The 17744-nt window shown below is 70.5% G+C and carries 18 protein-coding genes; 15 read left to right on the top strand and 3 right to left on the bottom strand.

Features of this window, described 5'->3' with window-relative positions:
* The first annotated feature begins 40 nt into the window (after positions 1-40).
* Positions 41-1891, top strand: a complete 1851-nt coding sequence (lepA, locus tag FHX33_RS05545) for a translation elongation factor 4 (protein WP_039920925.1) — start codon at positions 41-43, stop codon at positions 1889-1891.
* A gap of 6 nt (positions 1892-1897) precedes the next feature.
* Here the strand turns inward: lepA and FHX33_RS05550 are convergent, their stop codons facing one another.
* Positions 1898-2515, bottom strand: a complete 618-nt coding sequence (locus FHX33_RS05550) for a dihydrofolate reductase family protein (protein ID WP_021757452.1) — start codon at positions 2513-2515, stop codon at positions 1898-1900.
* A gap of 119 nt (positions 2516-2634) precedes the next feature.
* Here FHX33_RS05550 and FHX33_RS05555 point away from each other — a divergent pair, with 119 nt between their 5' ends.
* Together FHX33_RS05555 and hemW are read left to right on the top strand one after the other, a co-directional pair.
* The gene (locus FHX33_RS05555; RefSeq protein ID WP_021757455.1) at positions 2635-3282 is read left to right on the top strand and encodes a DUF1990 family protein; all 648 of its coding nucleotides are present in this window, start codon (positions 2635-2637) and stop codon (positions 3280-3282) included.
* Positions 3282-4511, top strand: a complete 1230-nt coding sequence (gene hemW, locus FHX33_RS05560) for a radical SAM family heme chaperone HemW (RefSeq protein WP_021757457.1) — start codon at positions 3282-3284, stop codon at positions 4509-4511. Before FHX33_RS05555 ends, hemW begins: the two co-directional genes overlap by 1 nt.
* Before the next feature lie 9 nt (positions 4512-4520).
* Here the strand turns inward: hemW and FHX33_RS05565 are convergent, their stop codons facing one another.
* Positions 4521-4844, bottom strand: a complete 324-nt coding sequence (locus FHX33_RS05565; protein WP_021757459.1) for a DUF4870 domain-containing protein — start codon at positions 4842-4844, stop codon at positions 4521-4523.
* Between the two features lie 180 nt (positions 4845-5024).
* Complete coding sequence (locus FHX33_RS05570; protein WP_021757460.1) at positions 5025-5507, bottom strand: DUF4870 domain-containing protein; 483 nt, start codon at positions 5505-5507, stop codon at positions 5025-5027.
* Positions 5508-5669: 162 nt separating this feature from the next.
* Here FHX33_RS05570 and hrcA point away from each other — a divergent pair, with 162 nt between their 5' ends.
* The 12 genes from hrcA to FHX33_RS05630 all read left to right on the top strand — a co-directional run bounded on the left by hrcA (position 5670) and on the right by FHX33_RS05630 (position 17671).
* Complete coding sequence (gene hrcA, locus FHX33_RS05575) at positions 5670-6689, top strand: heat-inducible transcriptional repressor HrcA (RefSeq protein ID WP_021757462.1); 1020 nt, start codon at positions 5670-5672, stop codon at positions 6687-6689.
* Positions 6690-6720: 31 nt separating this feature from the next.
* Positions 6721-7839 carry a molecular chaperone DnaJ gene (gene dnaJ / locus FHX33_RS05580; RefSeq protein ID WP_183428256.1) on the top strand — a complete coding sequence of 373 codons (1119 nt, stop codon included), beginning with the start codon at positions 6721-6723 and terminating at the stop codon, positions 7837-7839.
* Positions 7840-7843: 4 nt separating this feature from the next.
* Positions 7844-8572 (top strand): 16S rRNA (uracil(1498)-N(3))-methyltransferase, encoded by a 729-nt coding sequence (locus FHX33_RS05585; RefSeq protein ID WP_183428257.1) that lies wholly within the window; start codon positions 7844-7846, stop codon positions 8570-8572.
* A 32-nt stretch (positions 8573-8604) separates the two neighbouring features.
* Positions 8605-8967, top strand: a complete 363-nt coding sequence (locus FHX33_RS05590; RefSeq protein ID WP_039920889.1) for a histidine triad nucleotide-binding protein — start codon at positions 8605-8607, stop codon at positions 8965-8967.
* A gap of 7 nt (positions 8968-8974) precedes the next feature.
* Entirely contained in the window at positions 8975-10048 is a 1074-nt protein-coding gene (locus FHX33_RS05595) for a PhoH family protein (protein ID WP_021757123.1), read from the top strand.
* A 7-nt stretch (positions 10049-10055) separates the two neighbouring features.
* Entirely contained in the window at positions 10056-10517 is a 462-nt protein-coding gene (gene ybeY, locus FHX33_RS05600; RefSeq protein WP_021757122.1) for an rRNA maturation RNase YbeY, read from the top strand.
* An 8-nt stretch (positions 10518-10525) separates the two neighbouring features.
* The gene (locus tag FHX33_RS05605; RefSeq protein WP_021757120.1) at positions 10526-11872 is read left to right on the top strand and encodes a hemolysin family protein; all 1347 of its coding nucleotides are present in this window, start codon (positions 10526-10528) and stop codon (positions 11870-11872) included.
* Entirely contained in the window at positions 11869-12762 is an 894-nt protein-coding gene (gene era, locus FHX33_RS05610; protein WP_021757118.1) for a GTPase Era, read from the top strand. The genes FHX33_RS05605 and era overlap by 4 nt, the downstream gene beginning before the upstream one ends.
* A 74-nt stretch (positions 12763-12836) precedes the next feature.
* The gene (locus FHX33_RS05615) at positions 12837-14717 is read left to right on the top strand and encodes a sensor histidine kinase (RefSeq protein ID WP_021757116.1); all 1881 of its coding nucleotides are present in this window, start codon (positions 12837-12839) and stop codon (positions 14715-14717) included.
* Positions 14714-15406, top strand: a complete 693-nt coding sequence (locus tag FHX33_RS05620; protein WP_021757114.1) for a response regulator — start codon at positions 14714-14716, stop codon at positions 15404-15406. Before FHX33_RS05615 ends, FHX33_RS05620 begins: the two co-directional genes overlap by 4 nt.
* Positions 15407-15488: 82 nt before the next feature.
* Positions 15489-16241, top strand: coding sequence for an ABC transporter ATP-binding protein (locus FHX33_RS05625; protein WP_021757112.1), 753 nt, complete (start codon positions 15489-15491; stop codon positions 16239-16241).
* Positions 16238-17671, top strand: a complete 1434-nt coding sequence (locus tag FHX33_RS05630) for an ABC transporter permease (RefSeq protein WP_338092002.1) — start codon at positions 16238-16240, stop codon at positions 17669-17671. The genes FHX33_RS05625 and FHX33_RS05630 overlap by 4 nt, the downstream gene beginning before the upstream one ends.
* Positions 17672-17744: the final 73 nt, after the last annotated feature.

A 17744-nucleotide genomic window follows, 5' to 3' on the forward strand; every position in this document is an offset into this window, starting at 1 on the left:
GTCGGAGGGGCTCGGCCGTTCATGGGAGAATGGCGGCACGATGTCACCACGAGCTTTGACGGCCCTCGAGCCCGCCGCCACCGATCCCGCGTTCCTGCGCAACTTCTGCATCATCGCGCACATCGACCACGGCAAGTCGACCCTGGCCGACCGCATGCTGCAGATCACCGGCGCGGTCGCCGACCGGGACATGCGCGCCCAGTACCTGGACCGCATGGACATCGAGCGCGAGCGCGGCATCACGATCAAGAGCCAGGCCGTCCGCATGCCGTGGGCGCATGAGGGCTCGACCTTCGCGCTCAACATGATCGACACGCCCGGCCACGTCGACTTCACGTACGAGGTCTCCCGCTCCCTCGCCGCGTGCGAGGGCGCCATCTTGCTGGTGGATGCCGCACAGGGCATCGAGGCGCAGACGCTCGCGAACCTGTACCTGGCGCTCGAGAACGATCTGACGATCATCCCGGTGCTGAACAAGATCGACCTCCCCGCCGCCGACCCCGAGAAGTACGCGGCCGAGCTCGCGAGCCTCATCGGCGGTCGTCCGGAGGACGTGCTGCGCGTCTCGGGCAAGACCGGGATGGGCGTCGATGCGCTCCTCGATCGGGTCGTTCAGGAGATCCCGGCCCCGGTCGGCGTCGCGGACGCTCCCGCCCGCGCGATGATCTTCGACTCCGTGTACGACAGCTACCGCGGCGTCGTCACCTACGTCCGCATGGTGGACGGCAAGCTCTCGCCGCGCGAGCGCGTGCAGATGATGTCGACCAAGGCCACGCATGAGATCCTCGAGATCGGCGTCTCCTCGCCCGAGCCCACCCCGTCGAAGGGTCTGGGCGTCGGCGAGGTCGGCTACCTGATCACCGGTGTGAAGGACGTGCGCCAGTCCAAGGTCGGTGACACGATCACGACGGCGTCGAAGCCGGCGACGGTCGCGCTTCCCGGCTACACCGAGCCCAAGCCGATGGTCTTCTCGGGCCTCTACCCGATCGACGGCAGCGACTACCCCGAGCTGCGCGAGGCCCTCGACAAGCTGAAGCTCTCCGACGCCGCGCTCGTCTACGAGCCCGAGACCTCGGTCGCGCTCGGCTTCGGCTTCCGCTGCGGCTTCCTCGGCCTCCTGCACCTGGAGATCATCACCGAGCGCCTCTCGCGCGAGTTCGGCCTCGACCTCATCACCACCGCGCCCAGCGTGGTCTACGAGGTCACGACCGAGGACAAGAAGACCATCACGGTCACCAACCCGAGCGAGTTCCCCGGCGGCAAGATCGATAAGGTGGAGGAGCCGATCGTCAAGGCGGCCATCCTCGCGCCCAAGGACTACGTCGGCGTCATCATGGAGCTCTGCCAGAGCCGCCGCGGCACCCTGCTCGGCATGGAGTACCTCGGCGAGGACCGCGTCGAGATCCGCTACACGATGCCCCTCGGTGAGATCGTCTTCGACTTCTTCGACAACCTCAAGAGCCGCACGGCCGGCTACGCGTCGCTCGACTACGAGCCCGCGGGCGAGCAGGAGGCCGACCTCGTCAAGGTCGACATCCTGCTGCAGGGCGAGGCGGTCGACGCGTTCAGCGCCATCGTGCACCGCGACAAGGCCTACGCCTACGGCACGATGATGGCCGGCCGGCTGCGCGAGCTCATCCCGCGTCAGCAGTTCGAGGTGCCGATCCAGGCCGCCATCGGCGCCCGCATCATCGCGCGCGAGAACATCCGGGCCATGCGCAAGGACGTCCTCGCCAAGTGCTACGGCGGCGACATCACGCGTAAGCGCAAGCTCCTCGAGAAGCAGAAGGAGGGCAAGAAGCGCATGAAGATGGTCGGCCGCGTCGAGGTCCCCCAGGAGGCGTTCATCGCCGCGCTCTCGGGCGACACGGAGAAGAAGGACGCGAAGTAGACGAGGCTATGCGCCCGTCTTCCGGTACACGTTGATCTGGACGCCGGAGGCGAGCGTGCGCGTCTCGGCGACGTCGAATGTCGTGCGGGGGAATCCGTCGGGGAAGAGCTTCTTGCCCGTCCCGAGCACGATCGGATAGACCATCAGCCGGTACTCGTCGACCAGGCCGTGGGCGCCGAGGGTCTGGATGAGGTTCGCGCTGCCCCAGACGCGGATCTCGCCGCCGGGCTGCTCCCGCAGGGCGGCGACCGCGCCGGGCACGTCGTCTCCGAGGAGCTGCGAGTTCTTCCAGCCCAGCTCGGTGAGGGTGCGGGAGGCGACGTACTTCGGCACCCGGTTGTAGCGGCGCGTGAACTCGCCCTGCAGGCCGGGTGCGTCCTCGGGCCAGACGCCCCAGGCCTGCGACCAGATCTCGTAGGTGCGGCGGCCGAGCAGCAGCGCCTCGGTGCGCTCCTCCCACTCCACGACCACGTTGTCGTCCGCGTCGCCGCCGCCGCGTTCGCGATCGAAGTCCATCTGCCATCCGCCGTAGGGGAAGCCGCGCTCGTCGTCCTCCGTCGATCCGCCGGGCGCCTGGATGACGCCGTCCAGGGTGATGAACTCCTGCACCACGATGCTGCTCATGCCGATCCTCCTCGGTCGCGTTCGGCCCCAGTGTCGTCGCCCCGGCGGCCCCGCGCCAGACCCGGCCGGGAATCCGCTCCGGTTCGCGCTGGGGCGCGGATTGGCGGAGGATAGACACCATGCGCCGCTCCACTTTCACCGACCAGCCCGTCACGTACGGCGCCGTCGGCGGAACGCAGGCCCCGGATCTGCTCTACTACCCGCCGAAGGGCTACCGGCCGCTGCAGAAGCGGACGCGGCTCGGCTCGGGCGACGAGCGCTTCGACACCGCCGCCACGGCCCTGATGACCTGGGGCGTGCAGCGCGGCAGCGGCATCCTCGTCACGGACGTGAACGAGGGCACGGGCGTGCAGTACGAGGGCATCGAGTACGACGTCGACGGCACCCCGAAGGGGATGCGCGAGCACCGCGTCGAAGAGGATGTGTTCGCCGACGACGGCTCCCCGTACATCCGCAACGGGATGACGGCTGTGCTCAAGGTGCCGTTCGGTCCGTTCAAGGTCTCCGCGCCGATCCGCGTCGTGTACGTCGTCGACGAGCCGGACCGGGCGGGTTTCGCGTACGGCACTCTGCGCGGCCACCCGGAGAGCGGCGAGGAGGCGTTCTTCGTGGAGCGCCACGAGGACGGCACCGTGTGGTTCGTCCTGCGGTCGTTCTCGCGCCCGTCGACCGGCTTCTACCGGTTCGTGTCGCCGGTGCTCCGCCTGGTCCAGAACCGGTTCACGACGAAGTACCTGCGCTCGCTCCTCCCCGCACGGTCGGCCTGATGCCGAGCGCGCTCCCACTCGGCGACCCCGCGCCCGCCGACGGCATCCTCCCGGAGTCGTCGCTCGATGGCGCGGCGGACCGCGACTTCGGGGTCTACCTGCACGTGCCGTTCTGCCGGGTGCGCTGCGGGTACTGCGACTTCAACACCTACACGGCCACCGAGCTCCGCGGTGTGAGCCAGTCCGACTACGCGGGCCACGCGGTCGCCGAGGTCGGCTTCGCCGCCCGCGCACTGGCGGCGAGCGGACTGCCGCAGCGACCCGTGTCGACCGTGTTCCTGGGCGGTGGCACGCCGACGCTCCTGCCGCCGTCGGATCTCGGCGCGATGCTCGGCGCCGTCCGCGACGCTTGGGGCCTCGCGCCGGGGGCCGAGGTCACGACGGAGGCGAACCCGGACTCGGTGGATGCGGACGACCTGCGCCGCCTCGCCGACGCCGGATTCACGCGGGTGTCGTTCGGGATGCAGTCCGCCGTCCCGCACGTCCTCGCGACGCTGGAGCGGACCCACGACCCCGAGCGCATCCCGCTCGTCGTCGAATGGGCGCGGGAGGCCGGCCTCCAGGTGAGCCTCGACCTGATCTACGGCACGCCCGGGGAGTCGCTCTCCGACTGGGAGCGGAGCCTGGACACGGCGCTCGCCTGTGCCCCCGACCACCTCTCGGCATACTCGCTGATCGTCGAGGCGGGCACCAAGCTCGCCCGCCAGATCAAGAGCGGGCAGGTCCCGGAGCCCGACGAGGACCTCCAGGCCGACATGTACGAACTGGCCGACGCGCGGCTCGCCGCGGCCGGCTACGACTGGTACGAGGTCAGCAACTGGTCCCGCGACGGCGACCACCGCTCCCGCCACAACCTCTCGTACTGGCTCGGCCACGACTGGTGGGGAATCGGGCCGGGCGCGCACAGCCACGTCGGCGGTGTGCGGTGGTGGAACGTCAAGCATCCCGCCGCCTACGCCCAGCGCGTGCTCGCGGGGGAGTCGCCCGCCGCCGGCCGGGAGACGCTCGATACCGAGACGCGGCGGGTGGAGCGGGTGCTGCTGCTCACGCGCATCCGCGAGGGCATCCGCACCGCCGAGCTGTCGGCGGAGGGCCGCCGCGAGATCGCGGGGCTCATCGCCGACGGCCTCATCGACGGAAAAGCCGCCCTCGCCGGGTCGGTGACGCTGACCCTGCGAGGACGGCTTCTGGCGGACGCCGTCGTGCGACGGCTGCTCGCCGAGGTGTGATCGGGAGCGTCAGCTCACGAACTTGATGGCGATCGGGTACGTGTAGTACTCGCCGCGGTTCGCCTTGAGCGCGGCGATGATGCTGAAGACGATGTTCACGACCCAGACGGCCAGCAGGATGAATATCCCGACGACGACGAAGCTCGTGATCCAGCCGACCACGGTGCCGATGAACAGGGTGATCTGGAAGTTCAGCGCCGTGGCGGTGTGGGAGCGCACGAACGGGCCGCGCTCCTTGAGCACGAGGTACCCGATGAGTGCCGGGAGCCATCCGAAGAGGATCCCGCCGACGTGGACGAGCGTCGCCCACAGCTTCTCGTCGGAGGGGCTCAACTGCTGAGAGGCGCCTCCGTACGGCTGCTGAGGCGGCGGTGGGGCGTTGCGGACATGGAGTCTCCTTGCAAAGAGCCCGGGAGCGTCCCGGGCTGATCGGCGGACGATTACCCACACAGCCTAGGGCCGGAGGCCCGAGTCTGAGAAGAAGCCGAGAGCTTTTCAGCCCGAAGCGGCGCGCTACTTGATGAAGCGGAAGTTCACCGGGTAGCGGTACGAGCCTCCTCCGTTGACCTTGACGAAGCCGAGGATCGAGAACACCAGGTTCACGATGTACAGCGCCCACGGCACGAGCAGGCCGAACAGCAGGTAGCCGATGCCGACGGTGAAGCCGCCGATGATGATCCCGATGATCTGGGAGGCCACCCACGCGATGATCCAGGTGATCTGCCAGTTGAGCGCCTCCTTGCCCTCCACGTTCGTCTTCTCGCCGCGGTCCTTGAAGACCAGCCAGATGATGAGGGAGGGGAGGATCCAGAGGATGCCGCCGAGGTGCGCGAACGACGCCCACTGCTTGTCCTGCTCGGCGGTGAGTGGGGCCGCGGGAGCGGCGTACGGCTGCTGGGGAGCGGCACCGTACGGCTGCTGCGGAGGCACGTTGCCGTAGGGCTGCTGCGGAGGAACGCCGTTGTTCGGGTCCACGGGCTGGTTCGGGTCGGACATGCGTGTTGCCCTTTCGTGATCGGATGCGACGGAGTCGACCCGGTGCGCATAAGGTACCGCCGCGCGCGCTCGCGGACAATAACTCGTGTCGGCCGTTCGCGCGATATGATTAGCACTCAAGAACGCTGAGTGCTAAGTGAATTCGGTCGACGGGAGGGTGTCATGGTCTCCGAGCGCAGTCTCGAGGTCCTGCGGGTGATCGTCCAGGACTACGTCGCCTCCCGCGAGCCGGTGGGCTCGAAGAGCATCGTCGAGCGGCACTCGTTCGGCGTCTCGGCCGCGACGATCCGCAACGACATGGCCCTCCTCGAAGAGGAGGAGCTGATCGCGGCCCCGCACACCTCGTCCGGGCGCGTGCCGACCGACAAGGGCTACCGGCTGTTCGTCGACCACCTCTCCGAGATGCGACCGCTCACCACGGCGCAGCGCACGGCGATCGAGGCGTTCCTCGGCGAGTCGATCGACCTGGACGACGTGCTCGCGCGGACCGTCCGCCTGCTCTCGCAGCTGACCAACCAGGTCGCGCTCGTGCAGTACCCGTCGGTGTCTCGCTCGCGCATCCGGCACATCGAGCTGGTCTCGCTGGCGCCGCACCGCCTCCTGAGCGTGCTGATCACGGACTCCGGTGCGGTCGAGCAGCGCGTCATCGAGCTGAACGCGGCGCTGACGGACCAGGAGATCGCCGAGATCCGCGGCGCGATCAACGGAGCGGCGGCCGGGCTCTCCCTGCCCGACGCGACCGCCCGGCTGCGCCAGCTGCCGGACGCGCTCACCGAGCGCACCCGCGAGCTGGTCTCGCCGGTCGCGAGCGCATTGCTCGACCAGATCGCGGCGAACCGGCAGGAGCGTCTCGTCATGGCCGGGGCCGCCAACCTCGTCCGCACCGAGACCGACTTCCCGGGCACGATCACCCCGGTGCTCGAGGCGATCGAGGAGCAGGTGGTGCTGCTGCGCCTGTTCGACGAGATGGCGCACGACCAGCACGGCGTGGCCGTCAGCATCGGCCGCGAGAACGCCGTCCTCGGGCTGAGCGAGGCGTCGATCCTGTCCAGCGGCTACAGCGCCGCCGGCTCCGACGTGGCCCGCATCGGGCTCCTCGGCCCCCTCCGCATGGATTACTCGGGCAACATGGCCGCCGTCCGCGCGGTCGCCCGCTACCTCTCTCGCCTCCTCGGCGACTAGAACCACGACAAACGAGAAGGAACAGCCTTACGTGGCCGACCACTACGAAGTACTGGGCGTTGAGCGCAACGCCACCCCCGACGAGATCAAGAAGGCGTACCGCCGGCTCGCGCGCGAGCTGCACCCGGACGTGAACCCCAGCTCCGAGGCCCAGGAGCGGTTCAAGCTCGTCACGCACGCGTACGACGTGCTCAGCGACCCGAAGCATCGCCAGCAGTACGACCTCGGCGGCCCGACGGGCTTCGGCGGAGGCGGGGGCGGCCAGGGCGACTTCGCCGGCTTCGGCGACATCTTCGAGACGTTCTTCGGGGGAGGAGGGGGCGCCTCCCGCGGCCCCCGCTCCCGGCGCGAGCGCGGGCAGGACGCCCTGCTGCGCGTCGAGATCGACCTCGACGAGGTCGTCTTCGGCACCCACCGCGACCTCGAGGTGGACACCGCCGTCGTCTGCGAGACCTGCAACGGCTCCTGCTGCCAGCCCGGCACCGCACCGGTCACCTGCGACATCTGCCACGGCACCGGCAGCATCCAGCGCTCGGTGCGTTCCCTTCTCGGCAACGTGATGACCTCGAGCCCCTGCGGGAGCTGCCGCGGCTACGGCACCGTCATCGCCACCCCGTGCGTCACCTGCCAGGGCCAGGGCCGCGTGCGCGCCCGCCGCACCGTCCCGGTGGACATCCCCGCCGGCGTCGACACCGGCCTGCGCCTGCAGATGCCGGGCAGCGGCGAGGCCGGCCCCGCGGGCGGCCCGAACGGCGACCTCTACCTCGAGATCAAGGTCAAGCACCACGACGTCTTCAGCCGCGACGGCGACGACCTCCTCTGCACCCTCGAGGTGTCGATGACGGATGCGATCCTCGGAACGACCGCCTCGGTGAAGGCGCTCGACGGCGACATCCGCCTCGAGCTGAAGGCCGGGACGCAGAGCGCGGACATCGTGACGGTCAAGGACCGCGGCATCACGCACCTGCGCGGCAGCGGCCGCGGCGATCTGAAGGTCGGCATCCAGGTGGTCACGCCGACGAAGCTCGACCACAAGGAGAAGGAGCTCATCAAGAAGTTCGCGGCGACGCACCACTCGGTGGAGCCGTCGCTCGCGCGCTTCCAGCAGGGGCTCTTCGCCAAGCTCCGCGACCGGTTCCTGAACTTCTGACCCGATGAGCTCGCTCTATCTGCGGGAGGACCTGGAGGCGGCCGAGCCCGGCGCACGGTTGACCCTGACCGGCCCCGAGGCCAAGCACGCGGCGACCGTGAACCGGACGCGCCCGGGGCAGACGGTGTCGATCGGCAACGGCCGCGGCCTGGTCGCGTCGGGCGAGGTCGTCGTCGCGACCGGCGCCGAGCTCACGATCGAGGTCGCTTCGGTCCGGCGGGAAGAGCGGCCCGCCCCGCGCATCACGCTGGTCCAGGCGCTGGCGAAGGGCGACCGCGACGAGCTCGCGATCCAGGCGGCGACGGAGCTCGGCGTCGACCGTGTCGTCCCGTGGTCCGCCTCGCGTTCGGTGTCCCGCTGGGAGGGCGCGAAGATCGCGAAGGGTCGTGACCGCTGGTCGACGATCGTCCGGGAGGCCGCCAAGCAGTCGATCCGCGCCTGGGTGCCCGACGTGGGCGAACTGGCCACGACGGCGCAGGTCGCCGCTCTCGCCGACGGCGCGGACGTGCTGGTGTTGGAGCCGACGGGAGACTCGGCCCTGACGGCCTTCACCCCGGGCGAGCGCGAACTCGTGCTCGTCGTGGGCCCCGAGGGCGGCATCGCCCCGGGCGAGCTGGAGGTGCTCCGCGCCGCGGGCGCCGGCGTCGTGCGCCTCGGCGACACGGTGCTCCGCACCTCGACGGCCGGCCCCGCGGCCCTCGCCGTGCTGAACGCCTCCCTCGGTCGCTGGTAGACCCCTCAGGGCGGGCGAATAGGATGGACTCCATGGAAAGCGCACAGCCCTCGATCTTCTCGCGCATCGTCGCGGGCGAGATCCCGGCCGACATCGTCTACGACGGCGAGCGCATCATCGCGTTCCGCGACATCGCGCCCAAGGCGCCGGTGCACCTCCTCGTCGTCCCCAAGACCGAGCAGTACCGCGACGTGACGGAGCTCGCCGCCGGCGACCCCGCGCTCCTCGCCGAGATCGTATCCGTCGCGAAGCGCCTCGCCGCCGAGGCGGGAGGCGACTTCCGATTGGTCTTCAACACCGGTGCGGGCGCGGGACAGACCGTGTTCCACGTGCACGCCCACGTACTGAGCGCCGGCCCCGGCGGGTCGCTCGAGGAAGGAAGCCTTGCCGACTAGCGAACCGATGCCCGAGGCGGGCGCCGCGTCGAACGGGGCCGCCGAGGCGCGTCTGCACGTCGACGGCGTCCAGATGGTCCGTCTGCTCGGGCCGCAGGACCGGCTCCTGACCACGCTGGAGCGGCAGTACCCGCTCGTCAGCGTGCACGTGCGCGGCAACGAGATCACCCTGAGCGGCGACGCGACGCAGGTGGAGGCCGCCCGGCGGCTGTTGGAGGAGCTGCTGCAGCTCGTCCGCAACGGGCAGGACATCAGCCCGGCCGAGGTCACCACGTCGGCTAAGATCCTCGACAACGACAATGCCACGAGTCTCGCGGACGTGCTGGGCCAGGCGATCCTGACCACGCGCGGCAAGACCATCCGGCCCAAGACGCTCGGGCAGAAGAAGTATGTCGACGCGATCGACGAGAGCACCATCGTGTTCGGCATCGGCCCGGCCGGAACGGGTAAGACCTACCTCGCGATGGCTAAGGCGGTGCAGGCCCTCCAGCGCAAGGAGGTCAACCGCATCATCCTGACGCGTCCGGCCGTCGAGGCCGGGGAGCGCCTCGGCTACCTGCCCGGCACGCTCACGGACAAGATCGACCCGTACCTCCGCCCGCTGTACGACGCGCTCAACGAGATGATGGATCCGGAGCTCGTGCCCAAGCTGCTCGCGGCCGGCACGATCGAGGTCGCCCCGCTCGCCTACATGCGCGGCCGCACGCTCAACGACTCGTTCATCATCCTCGACGAGGCGCAGAACACGACGCCGGAGCAGATGAAGATGTTCCTCACCCGGCTGGGCTTCGGCTCGCAGATGGTCGTGACGGGCGACATCACGCAGATCGACCTCCCGAACGCGGCGAGCGGTCTGCGGCTCGTGACGCGCGTGCTCAAGGACGTCGACGACATCCACTTCGCGCAGCTGACCAGCGAGGACGTCGTGCGCCACACCCTGGTGGGCCGCATCGTCGACGCGTACACCGAGTACGACGCCAAGCAGCAGGCGCGCCTGTACGAGCGCGAGAAGGCCGCCGAGTTCGCCAACCGCGCCGAGCGCCGCGGTGCGGCGCGCGACCACCTCCCGAAGCGACGATAGGGCCGCCATGAGCATCGAGATCAACAACGAGTCCGCGATCGAGGTGGACGAGGCCGCGCTCCAGCGCCTCGCCGCGTACGCGTTCGACATCATGCACGTCCACCCCGACGCCGAGCTCGCGATCGTGCTCGTCGACGAGGCCGCGATGGAGCAGCTGCACGTGCAGTGGATGGACGAGCCCGGCCCCACCGACGTCCTCAGCTTCCCGATGGACGAGCTGCGTCCCGGCACCGAGGAGGAGCCGTCGCCCGCCGGGCTGCTCGGCGACGTCGTGCTCTGCCCGCAGGTGGCGCAGGTGCAGGCCGAGACGGCCGGGCACACCCTGATGGACGAGCTGCTCCTGCTGACGACCCACGGCATCCTGCACCTGCTGGGCTTCGACCACGCGGAGCCGGCCGAGGAGCGCGAGATGTTCGGGATCCAGCGCGACATCCTGGTGGGCTTCGCCCGCTACGACCGACAGCGCTAGGAGGCACGATGCTCCCGGCGCTGTTCTTCATCGTCGCGTTCGTCCTCGTCGCCTTCGGCGGTCTGATGGCCGCCGTCGACTCCGCCCTCGGGGTGCAGTCGCGCGGCGACATCGCCGACCTGGCGGAGACCTCCCGGTCGAAGAAGGCGCTGCTGGCGATCTCCGAGGACCCGGGCCCGTACCTGAACGCGGTCAACTTCAGCCGCATCATCGCGGAGACCACGGCCGCCGTGCTCGTCACGCTCGCGTTCGAGCAGATCTTCGACGAGTGGTGGATCTCGCTGATCCTCGCCGCGCTCATCATGACGGGCGTGTCGTTCGTGCTGGTCGGCGTCAGCCCGCGCAGCGTGGGACGCGCCAACTCGACCGTGCTGCTGCGCACCACGGCGGGGCTCGTGCGCTTCGTGCGCGTCGTGCTCGGCCCCATCCCGGGCGGACTGGTCGCGCTCGGCAACCGGGTGACGCCGTCCCGCGCGCGTTCGGCGCCGGTCACGAGTGAGGAGCAGCTGCTCAGCATCGTCGACGAGGCCGCCGAGTTCGACGTGCTCGAGGAGGACGACCGGGAGCTCATCCACTCGATCTTCGAGTTCAGCGACACGGTCGTGCGCGAGGTGATGATCCCGCGCACCGACATGATCGCGCTCGACACGTCGGCGGGTCTCGGCACGGCGATGGGCCTGTTCTTCAGCAAGGGCGTCTCGCGCATGCCCGTCATCGACGGCGATCCCGACGAGGTCGTCGGCGTGCTCTACCTGCGGGATGTCGCCAAGCTCAGCTTCGAGCGCCCGCTCGGCGCCGACGAGCTGACGATGGGGGAGATCGCCCGCCCGGCGCTCTTCGTCCCGGAGTCGCAGAAGGCGGACGCCCTGCTGCGCGAGATGCAGCGGGAGTCGAATCACCTCGCGATGGTCGTCGACGAGTACGGCGGCATCGCGGGCCTCGTCACCCTGGAGGACCTCATCGAAGAGCTCGTGGGCGACATCTCCGACGAGTACGACCACGAGGTCGAGCTGGTCCAGCCGCTCGGCGAGGGCCGCTACCGCATCGCGACGCGCCTGCCGCTCGACGACCTGGGCGAGCTGTTCGACCTGGAGATCGACGACGACGACGTCGACAGCGTCGGCGGCCTCATCGCCAAAGCCCTGGGCCGTCTGCCCGAGGTCGGCTCGACGGTGTCGATCGAGGGGCTCCGGTTCACGGTCGACCGCATCGAGGGCCGCCACAAGCACGTCAGCACCGTCCTGGTCGAGCGCGACACCGCGCTCCTCCCGGCGCCCGACGACCGCGTGCTCGCGCACCGGTCGGACGAGAAGCGCCAGAAGCACGACAGACACGAGAAAGAAGTACGCCCGTGACCGAGTACCACGCCGGATTCGTGTCGTTCGTCGGCCGCCCGAACGTCGGGAAGTCCACGCTCACCAACGCCCTCGTGGGCGAGAAGGTGGCGATCACCAGCTCGAAGCCGCAGACGACCCGCCGCGCCATCCGCGGCATCGTGCACCAGAAGAACGGCCAGCTCATCCTGGTCGACACCCCCGGCATCCACCGCCCGCGCACCCTGCTCGGCGAGCGTCTCAACACGCTCGTGCAGTCGACGCTCGGCGATGTGGACGTGATCGGGTTCTGCGTGCCCGCCGACGAGAAGATCGGCCCGGGGGACCGCTTCATCAACGAGCAGCTCGACGACTACCCGTCCGCGAAGAAGGTCGCGATCGTCACCAAGATCGACAAGGCGAGCCGACCGCAGGTCGCGCAGCAGCTGCTCGCCCTCGCCGAGCTGCGGGAGTGGGAGGCCATCGTGCCGATCTCCGCCACCAGCGCCATCCAGCTCGACACCCTCACGGGCGAGCTCATGAAGCTGCTCCCGTCGTCGCCCGGCCCGCTCTACCCGGAGGACGCGATCACCGATGAGGGCCTCGAGGACCGCATCTCGGAGTACATCCGCGAGGCCGTGCTGGAGGGCGTGCAGGACGAGCTCCCGCACTCGCTCGCCGTCACGATCGACGACATCGTGGAGCGCGACGACAAGGATCTCGTCGAGGTCTACGCCAACCTGTTCGTCGAGCGCGACAGCCAGAAGGCCATCGTCATCGGCAAGGGCGGCAGCCGGCTGCGGGATGTCGGAGCGGCCGCACGGGCGCCGATCGAGGCGCTGCTCGGACGCCACGTCTTCCTGTCGATCCGCGTGAAGGTCGCGAAGGACTGGCAGCGCGACCCGAAGCAGCTGGGGCGTCTCGGCTTCTGACGCGCCGTACATCCCGAGGATGATTCGCACGTCAGGATGCGGCTCCGGCGCGCCCGGGACCGTACCGTAGAGGCATGCCCGACCGCACCCGCCTCCTGAGCGCGCTCGCGCCGCACCGCTGGGTGCTGGAGCCCGCCGTCGCGGTGCTGCTGTTCGTCTCGTGGCTGCTGGCCGGTCTGCCGACCGCTCTCTCGGGGCTCGCCGTGCTGTTCTACTGCGCGGCCGTCGCGCTGTCGCGGGTGCTCCCGGGTGTGGCGCTCGGGATCGTGTGGGTCGCCATCCTGCTGGAGCTGACCGAGCCCGATCCGTTGCCGGGCGCGTTCCGCGTGATCGGCAGCGTCGCGGTGTTCGCCACGGTCTTCGGGATCGCCGCCCACGGCGGGCGGGTGCTCCGCTGGTTCGCGTTCGGCTCGGCGATCCTGCTCGGGCCGGCGATGGCGTACCTGTTCACGGTGCGCGGCGAGCTCAAGTTCCTCCAGTTCGGGCCCGTGATCGCGGGCTACTACACGAGCCAGGGCGTCGGGCTGCTGCTCATGAGCCTCCTGATGATCGTCGCCTTCCTGATCGCCTGGCTGCTCGGTTACCTCGTCGCCCGCCAGCGCGCGTTCGAGCCGGCCGGAGCCACGACGGGCGGGCAGACCCAACGCGGATCGGTGCTGGTCTGGCTCGCCTCGTCGGGCGGGGCGACCGTGACCGAGGAGGATCCGGACCGGCCCCGGCTCGTACGGCGCCTCAGCCGCACGGAGCTGACCTTCGATATCGCCGGCGCGGCGGCGTTCGCAGTGGTGTGCCTGCTGATCGACTCGGCGAACGTGTTCGGCGCCACCCTCGACGGCAGTCGCTCCGGCGTCGTCGTGCTCGCTGTGTTCACCGTCGCCGTCGCACTGCGGCGGATGTCCCCGGCCGTCGCGCTCTCGTTCGCCTGGCTGGCCGCCGTCATCCAGATGACGACGGGCAACACCATCCTGGCGAGCGACCTCGGTGTACTGCTCGTGCTCTACGCGACGGGTGCGTACGGCGACCGCGTCGTGCGGTGGGTCGGCCTGGTGTCCTCCGGGCTCGGCGCCCTGGTCGCGGCGCTCTACCTGTCCGTGACGGCCGCGCTCGCCCAGGGCTACTTCGATCTGCTGTCGTCGGCGATCACGAGCATCGCCCTGCAGTTCGCGTTCCTGTTCGTCGTCAGCGCGACGGTCCTCGGGCTGTCCTGGGTGCTCGGCCTGCTCATGCGCACCTGGCGCGCGGCGCGGTTCTCGCGCTACGCCCAGACGATCGCCGAGCTCGACCGCAACCGGGCGGAGGAGGTCGTCGTCGTCGAGCAGGAGCGCACGCGCATCGCGCGCGACATGCACGACGTCGTCGCCCACTCGCTCGCGGTCGTGATCGCCCAGGCCGACGGCGCCCGCTATGCGCGGCACGCAGACCCGGAGGCGGTCGACCAAGCGCTGACGACCATCGCTGCGACGGCCCGCTCCGCGCTCGGCGACGTGCGCATCCTGCTCGCCGAACTGCGGCAGTCGCAGCCGGAGGGCCCGCAGCCGGGGCTCGACGACGTCGTCCAGACGGTCGATCAGATCCGCGCGGCCGGCCTGCCCGTCGTGCTGGAGCGGATCGGCTCGCACGACGGGCTCGGCTCCGCGCAGCAGATCGCCGCGTACCGCATCGTGCAGGAGGCGCTCACCAACGCCCTCCGGCACGGCGACACCTCCCAGCCCGCCATCGTCGTCCTGGCCGAGGCCGCTCCCGCCGACGGCGGACCGGGCATCGTCATCACCGTGAGGAACACCATGAAGCACCCGTCCACCGAACAGACCTCGACCGGGATGCTCCCGCGCATCGGCCACGGCCTGCCCGGGATGCGGGAACGCGCCTCCCTCGCCGGCGGCACGCTCTCGGCGGGGCCGGCCGACGGCGTCTTCGTCGTCTCGGCCTTCCTCCCGGCGGGGGGAGCGGCATGACCGGCGGCGAGAGCGCGCCGATCCGCGTGCTCCTGGTCGACGACCAGGCGCTGTTCCGCGCGGGCGTGCGGATGCTCGTGTCGTCCCAGCCCGACCTCGACTTCGTCGGCGAGGCCGCGAACGGCCAGGAGGGCGTCGAGCTGGCGCGCACCGCGGCACCGGACGTCGTCCTCATGGACATCCGCATGCCCGTCATGGACGGCATCGCCGCCACCGGCACGATCATCGCCGAGGCGGAGCGGGAGGGGCGCACGCCGCCCCGCATCGTCGTCCTGACCACCTTCGACCTCGACGAGGCCGCTGCCCGTGCGATCCGCGCCGGCGCGAGCGGGTTCGTGCTCAAGGACGCCGAGCCGGAGTTCCTGCTCGCCGCGATCCGCACGGTCCACGCGGGAAGTGCGGTGATCGCCGCCGGCGCCACCCGCGAACTCTTCCAGTACTTCTCCGAAGGCCGGGCCGAACGCCCGCAGCCCGTCGAGTTCGCCACCCTCACCGCCCGCGAGCGCGAGATCTTCGTGCTCGCCGCGCGTGGCCTCAGCAACGCCGAGATCGCCGGCTCCGAGTTCCTCAGCGAGGCGACGGTCAAGACTCACATCAGCCGCATCCTGTCCAAGCTCGGCCTGCGCGACCGTGTGCAGATGGTGGTCTACGCGTTCGAGCACGGGCTGACCGGGGGCGCGGGGGCGTAGCCGCCCGAATCATCCTCCGGAGGGATGGCGGATGGGCCCCCAGCGCGATCCGCCGGCGGCCGCGCCTTCCTAGCGTGGAGGTATGACTGAGACCACTGCTCCCGTCGCCCGCGTCGAAGCGGCGACGAAGACCTACGGATCGGGGGCCGGCCGGGTGGCCGCGCTCGACGGCGTGACCATCGGGATCCCCGCCGGCCGGTTCACCGCCATCATGGGGCCGAGCGGTTCGGGCAAGTCCACGCTCATGCACGTGATGGCCGGGCTCGACACCGTGACCAGCGGGCGCGTCTTCCTCGGCGACACCGAGATCACCGCGCTGCCGGACCGGGAGCTGACCCTCCTGCGGCGGCGCCGCGTGGGCTTCGTGTTCCAGTCGTTCAACCTCGTGCCGACGCTCGACGTGCAGGGCAACATCCTGCTGCCGTTCGAGCTCGACGGACGCAAGCCGACGCCGCCGCAGCGCGAGTGGATCGACCACCTGGTCGAGTCGCTCGGCCTCGGGGCGCGCCTGACGCACCGGCCGCACGAGCTCTCGGGCGGGCAGCAGCAGCGGGTCGCGATCGCGCGGGCGCTGGCGACCCGGCCCGACCTGATCTTCGCGGACGAGCCGACCGGCAACCTCGACTCGCGCACCGGGCGCGAGGTGCTGGCGGTGCTGCGGGAGGCGGCCCACACCTACGGCCAGAGCATCGCCATGGTGACGCACGATCCCGTCGCCGCCAGTTTCGCCGACCGCATCGTCTTCCTCGCCGACGGCCGTGTGGTCGCCGAGCGGGAACGCTCGTCGGCCGAGGAGATCTCCGCCTACATGCTCGGGATGGAGGCGCTCGCGTGATCCGGGCGTTCCGCGCCAACGCGCGCGAGCACCGCGCGAGCATCCTCGTCGCGGCGCTGAGCTCCGCGTTCGGCGTCGCGCTCCTCGCGTGCACGAACGTGCTCAGCGCGTACATCGGTGCCAGCGACTTCGGCGAGAGCACGACGGTGCAGATCGCGCTCTCGGTCGTGTCCGGCATCTTCTTCGTCATCGCGGTCTACGTCGGCGCGATCGTGACGACCAACACCTTCGCGACGATCATCGCGGGCCGCACCCGCACCATCGCGCTGCTGCGGCTGATCGGGTCGAGCGCGCAGGCGCAGCGCCGATCCGTCGCGGGCGAGGGCTTCGCCGTCGGGGTGATCGGCGCGGTCGCCGGGGGAGCGGGCGCCGCTGCGCTGTCCCTGCTCGCCACGCGCCTGCTCACGCTCACCGGACCGCTCCCGGATGTGCCGTATCCGGTTCTCACCCCGTCTCTGCTCGTCCCGGTGGTCGTCGTCGTGCTCACGACCTGGCTCGCGTCGTGGATCGGCAGCAGGCGGGTGCTGAGCGTCTCGCCGGTGCAGGCGCTGGGCGCCGCGCAGGAGCGTCCGGCCGCGGCCGTCCGCAGCCGAGGCCGCGCGGTCGTCGCCCTCGTGCTCATCGCCCTCGGAGCGGCGCTGCTCGCGCTCGGCGTGCTCCTTGGCCTCGGCACGTTCGCGGGAGTGTCCGCTCTCGCCGGACTCGGACCGTACGGCGTGCTCGTGGCGCTGCCGGGCGGCATCCTGTCGTTCACGGGCATCGTGCTCGCCGGCCCGATCTTCCTGCCCGTCGTCCTCCGCGGCGTCGGGATGGTGCTCGGACGCGGCGCGGCCTCGCGGCTCGCCGCCGCCAACGCGATGCGGAACCCGGAGCGCAGCTCGCGCACGGCGATCGGGCTCGTCATCGGGGTGACCCTCGTCACGATGTTCGTCGTCGCCGCGCAGTCGTGGCTGGAGATGATCCACCGTGCCGCCGCATCGGAGCCCGAGGCCTACGCGGGGGTTGAGAATATCCTCACTGTCACGATGGTGGTCTTCAGCGTGCTCGTCGGCTTCTCCGCCGTGATCGCGGCGGTCGGGGTCGTCAACAGCCTGGCCCTCAGCGTGCTGCAGCGGGCGCGCGAGCTCGGCCTCCTGCGCGCACTGGGCTTCACCGGCGGGCAGGTGCGCCGGATGATCCTGTCCGAGAGCGTGCAGCTCACCGTCGCGGGCGTGGTCACCGGGCTGCTGCTGGGATGCGTGTACGGCTGGGCGGGTGCACAGTCGCTGCTCGCCGGCATCCCGGGTGGCGGGTTCGTCATCCCGGTGCTGCCGTGGGCGTACCTCGCGCTGGTGGCAGGAGCGGGAGCCGTGCTCGCCGTGCTCGCGTCGCTGGCGCCGACGCGCCGGGCCACGCGGATCACCCCGGTCGCCGCCCTCGCCGTCGACTAGCCCCTCCGAATTCCCTGAACCTGAGCACTGCTCCAGCCCTGCACCACCTGTGCCCCGGATAATGGCAGCGCAC

This window comes from Leifsonia aquatica, from assembly GCF_014190775.1.
Classification (GTDB): Bacteria; Actinomycetota; Actinomycetes; order Actinomycetales; family Microbacteriaceae; genus Leifsonia; species Leifsonia aquatica.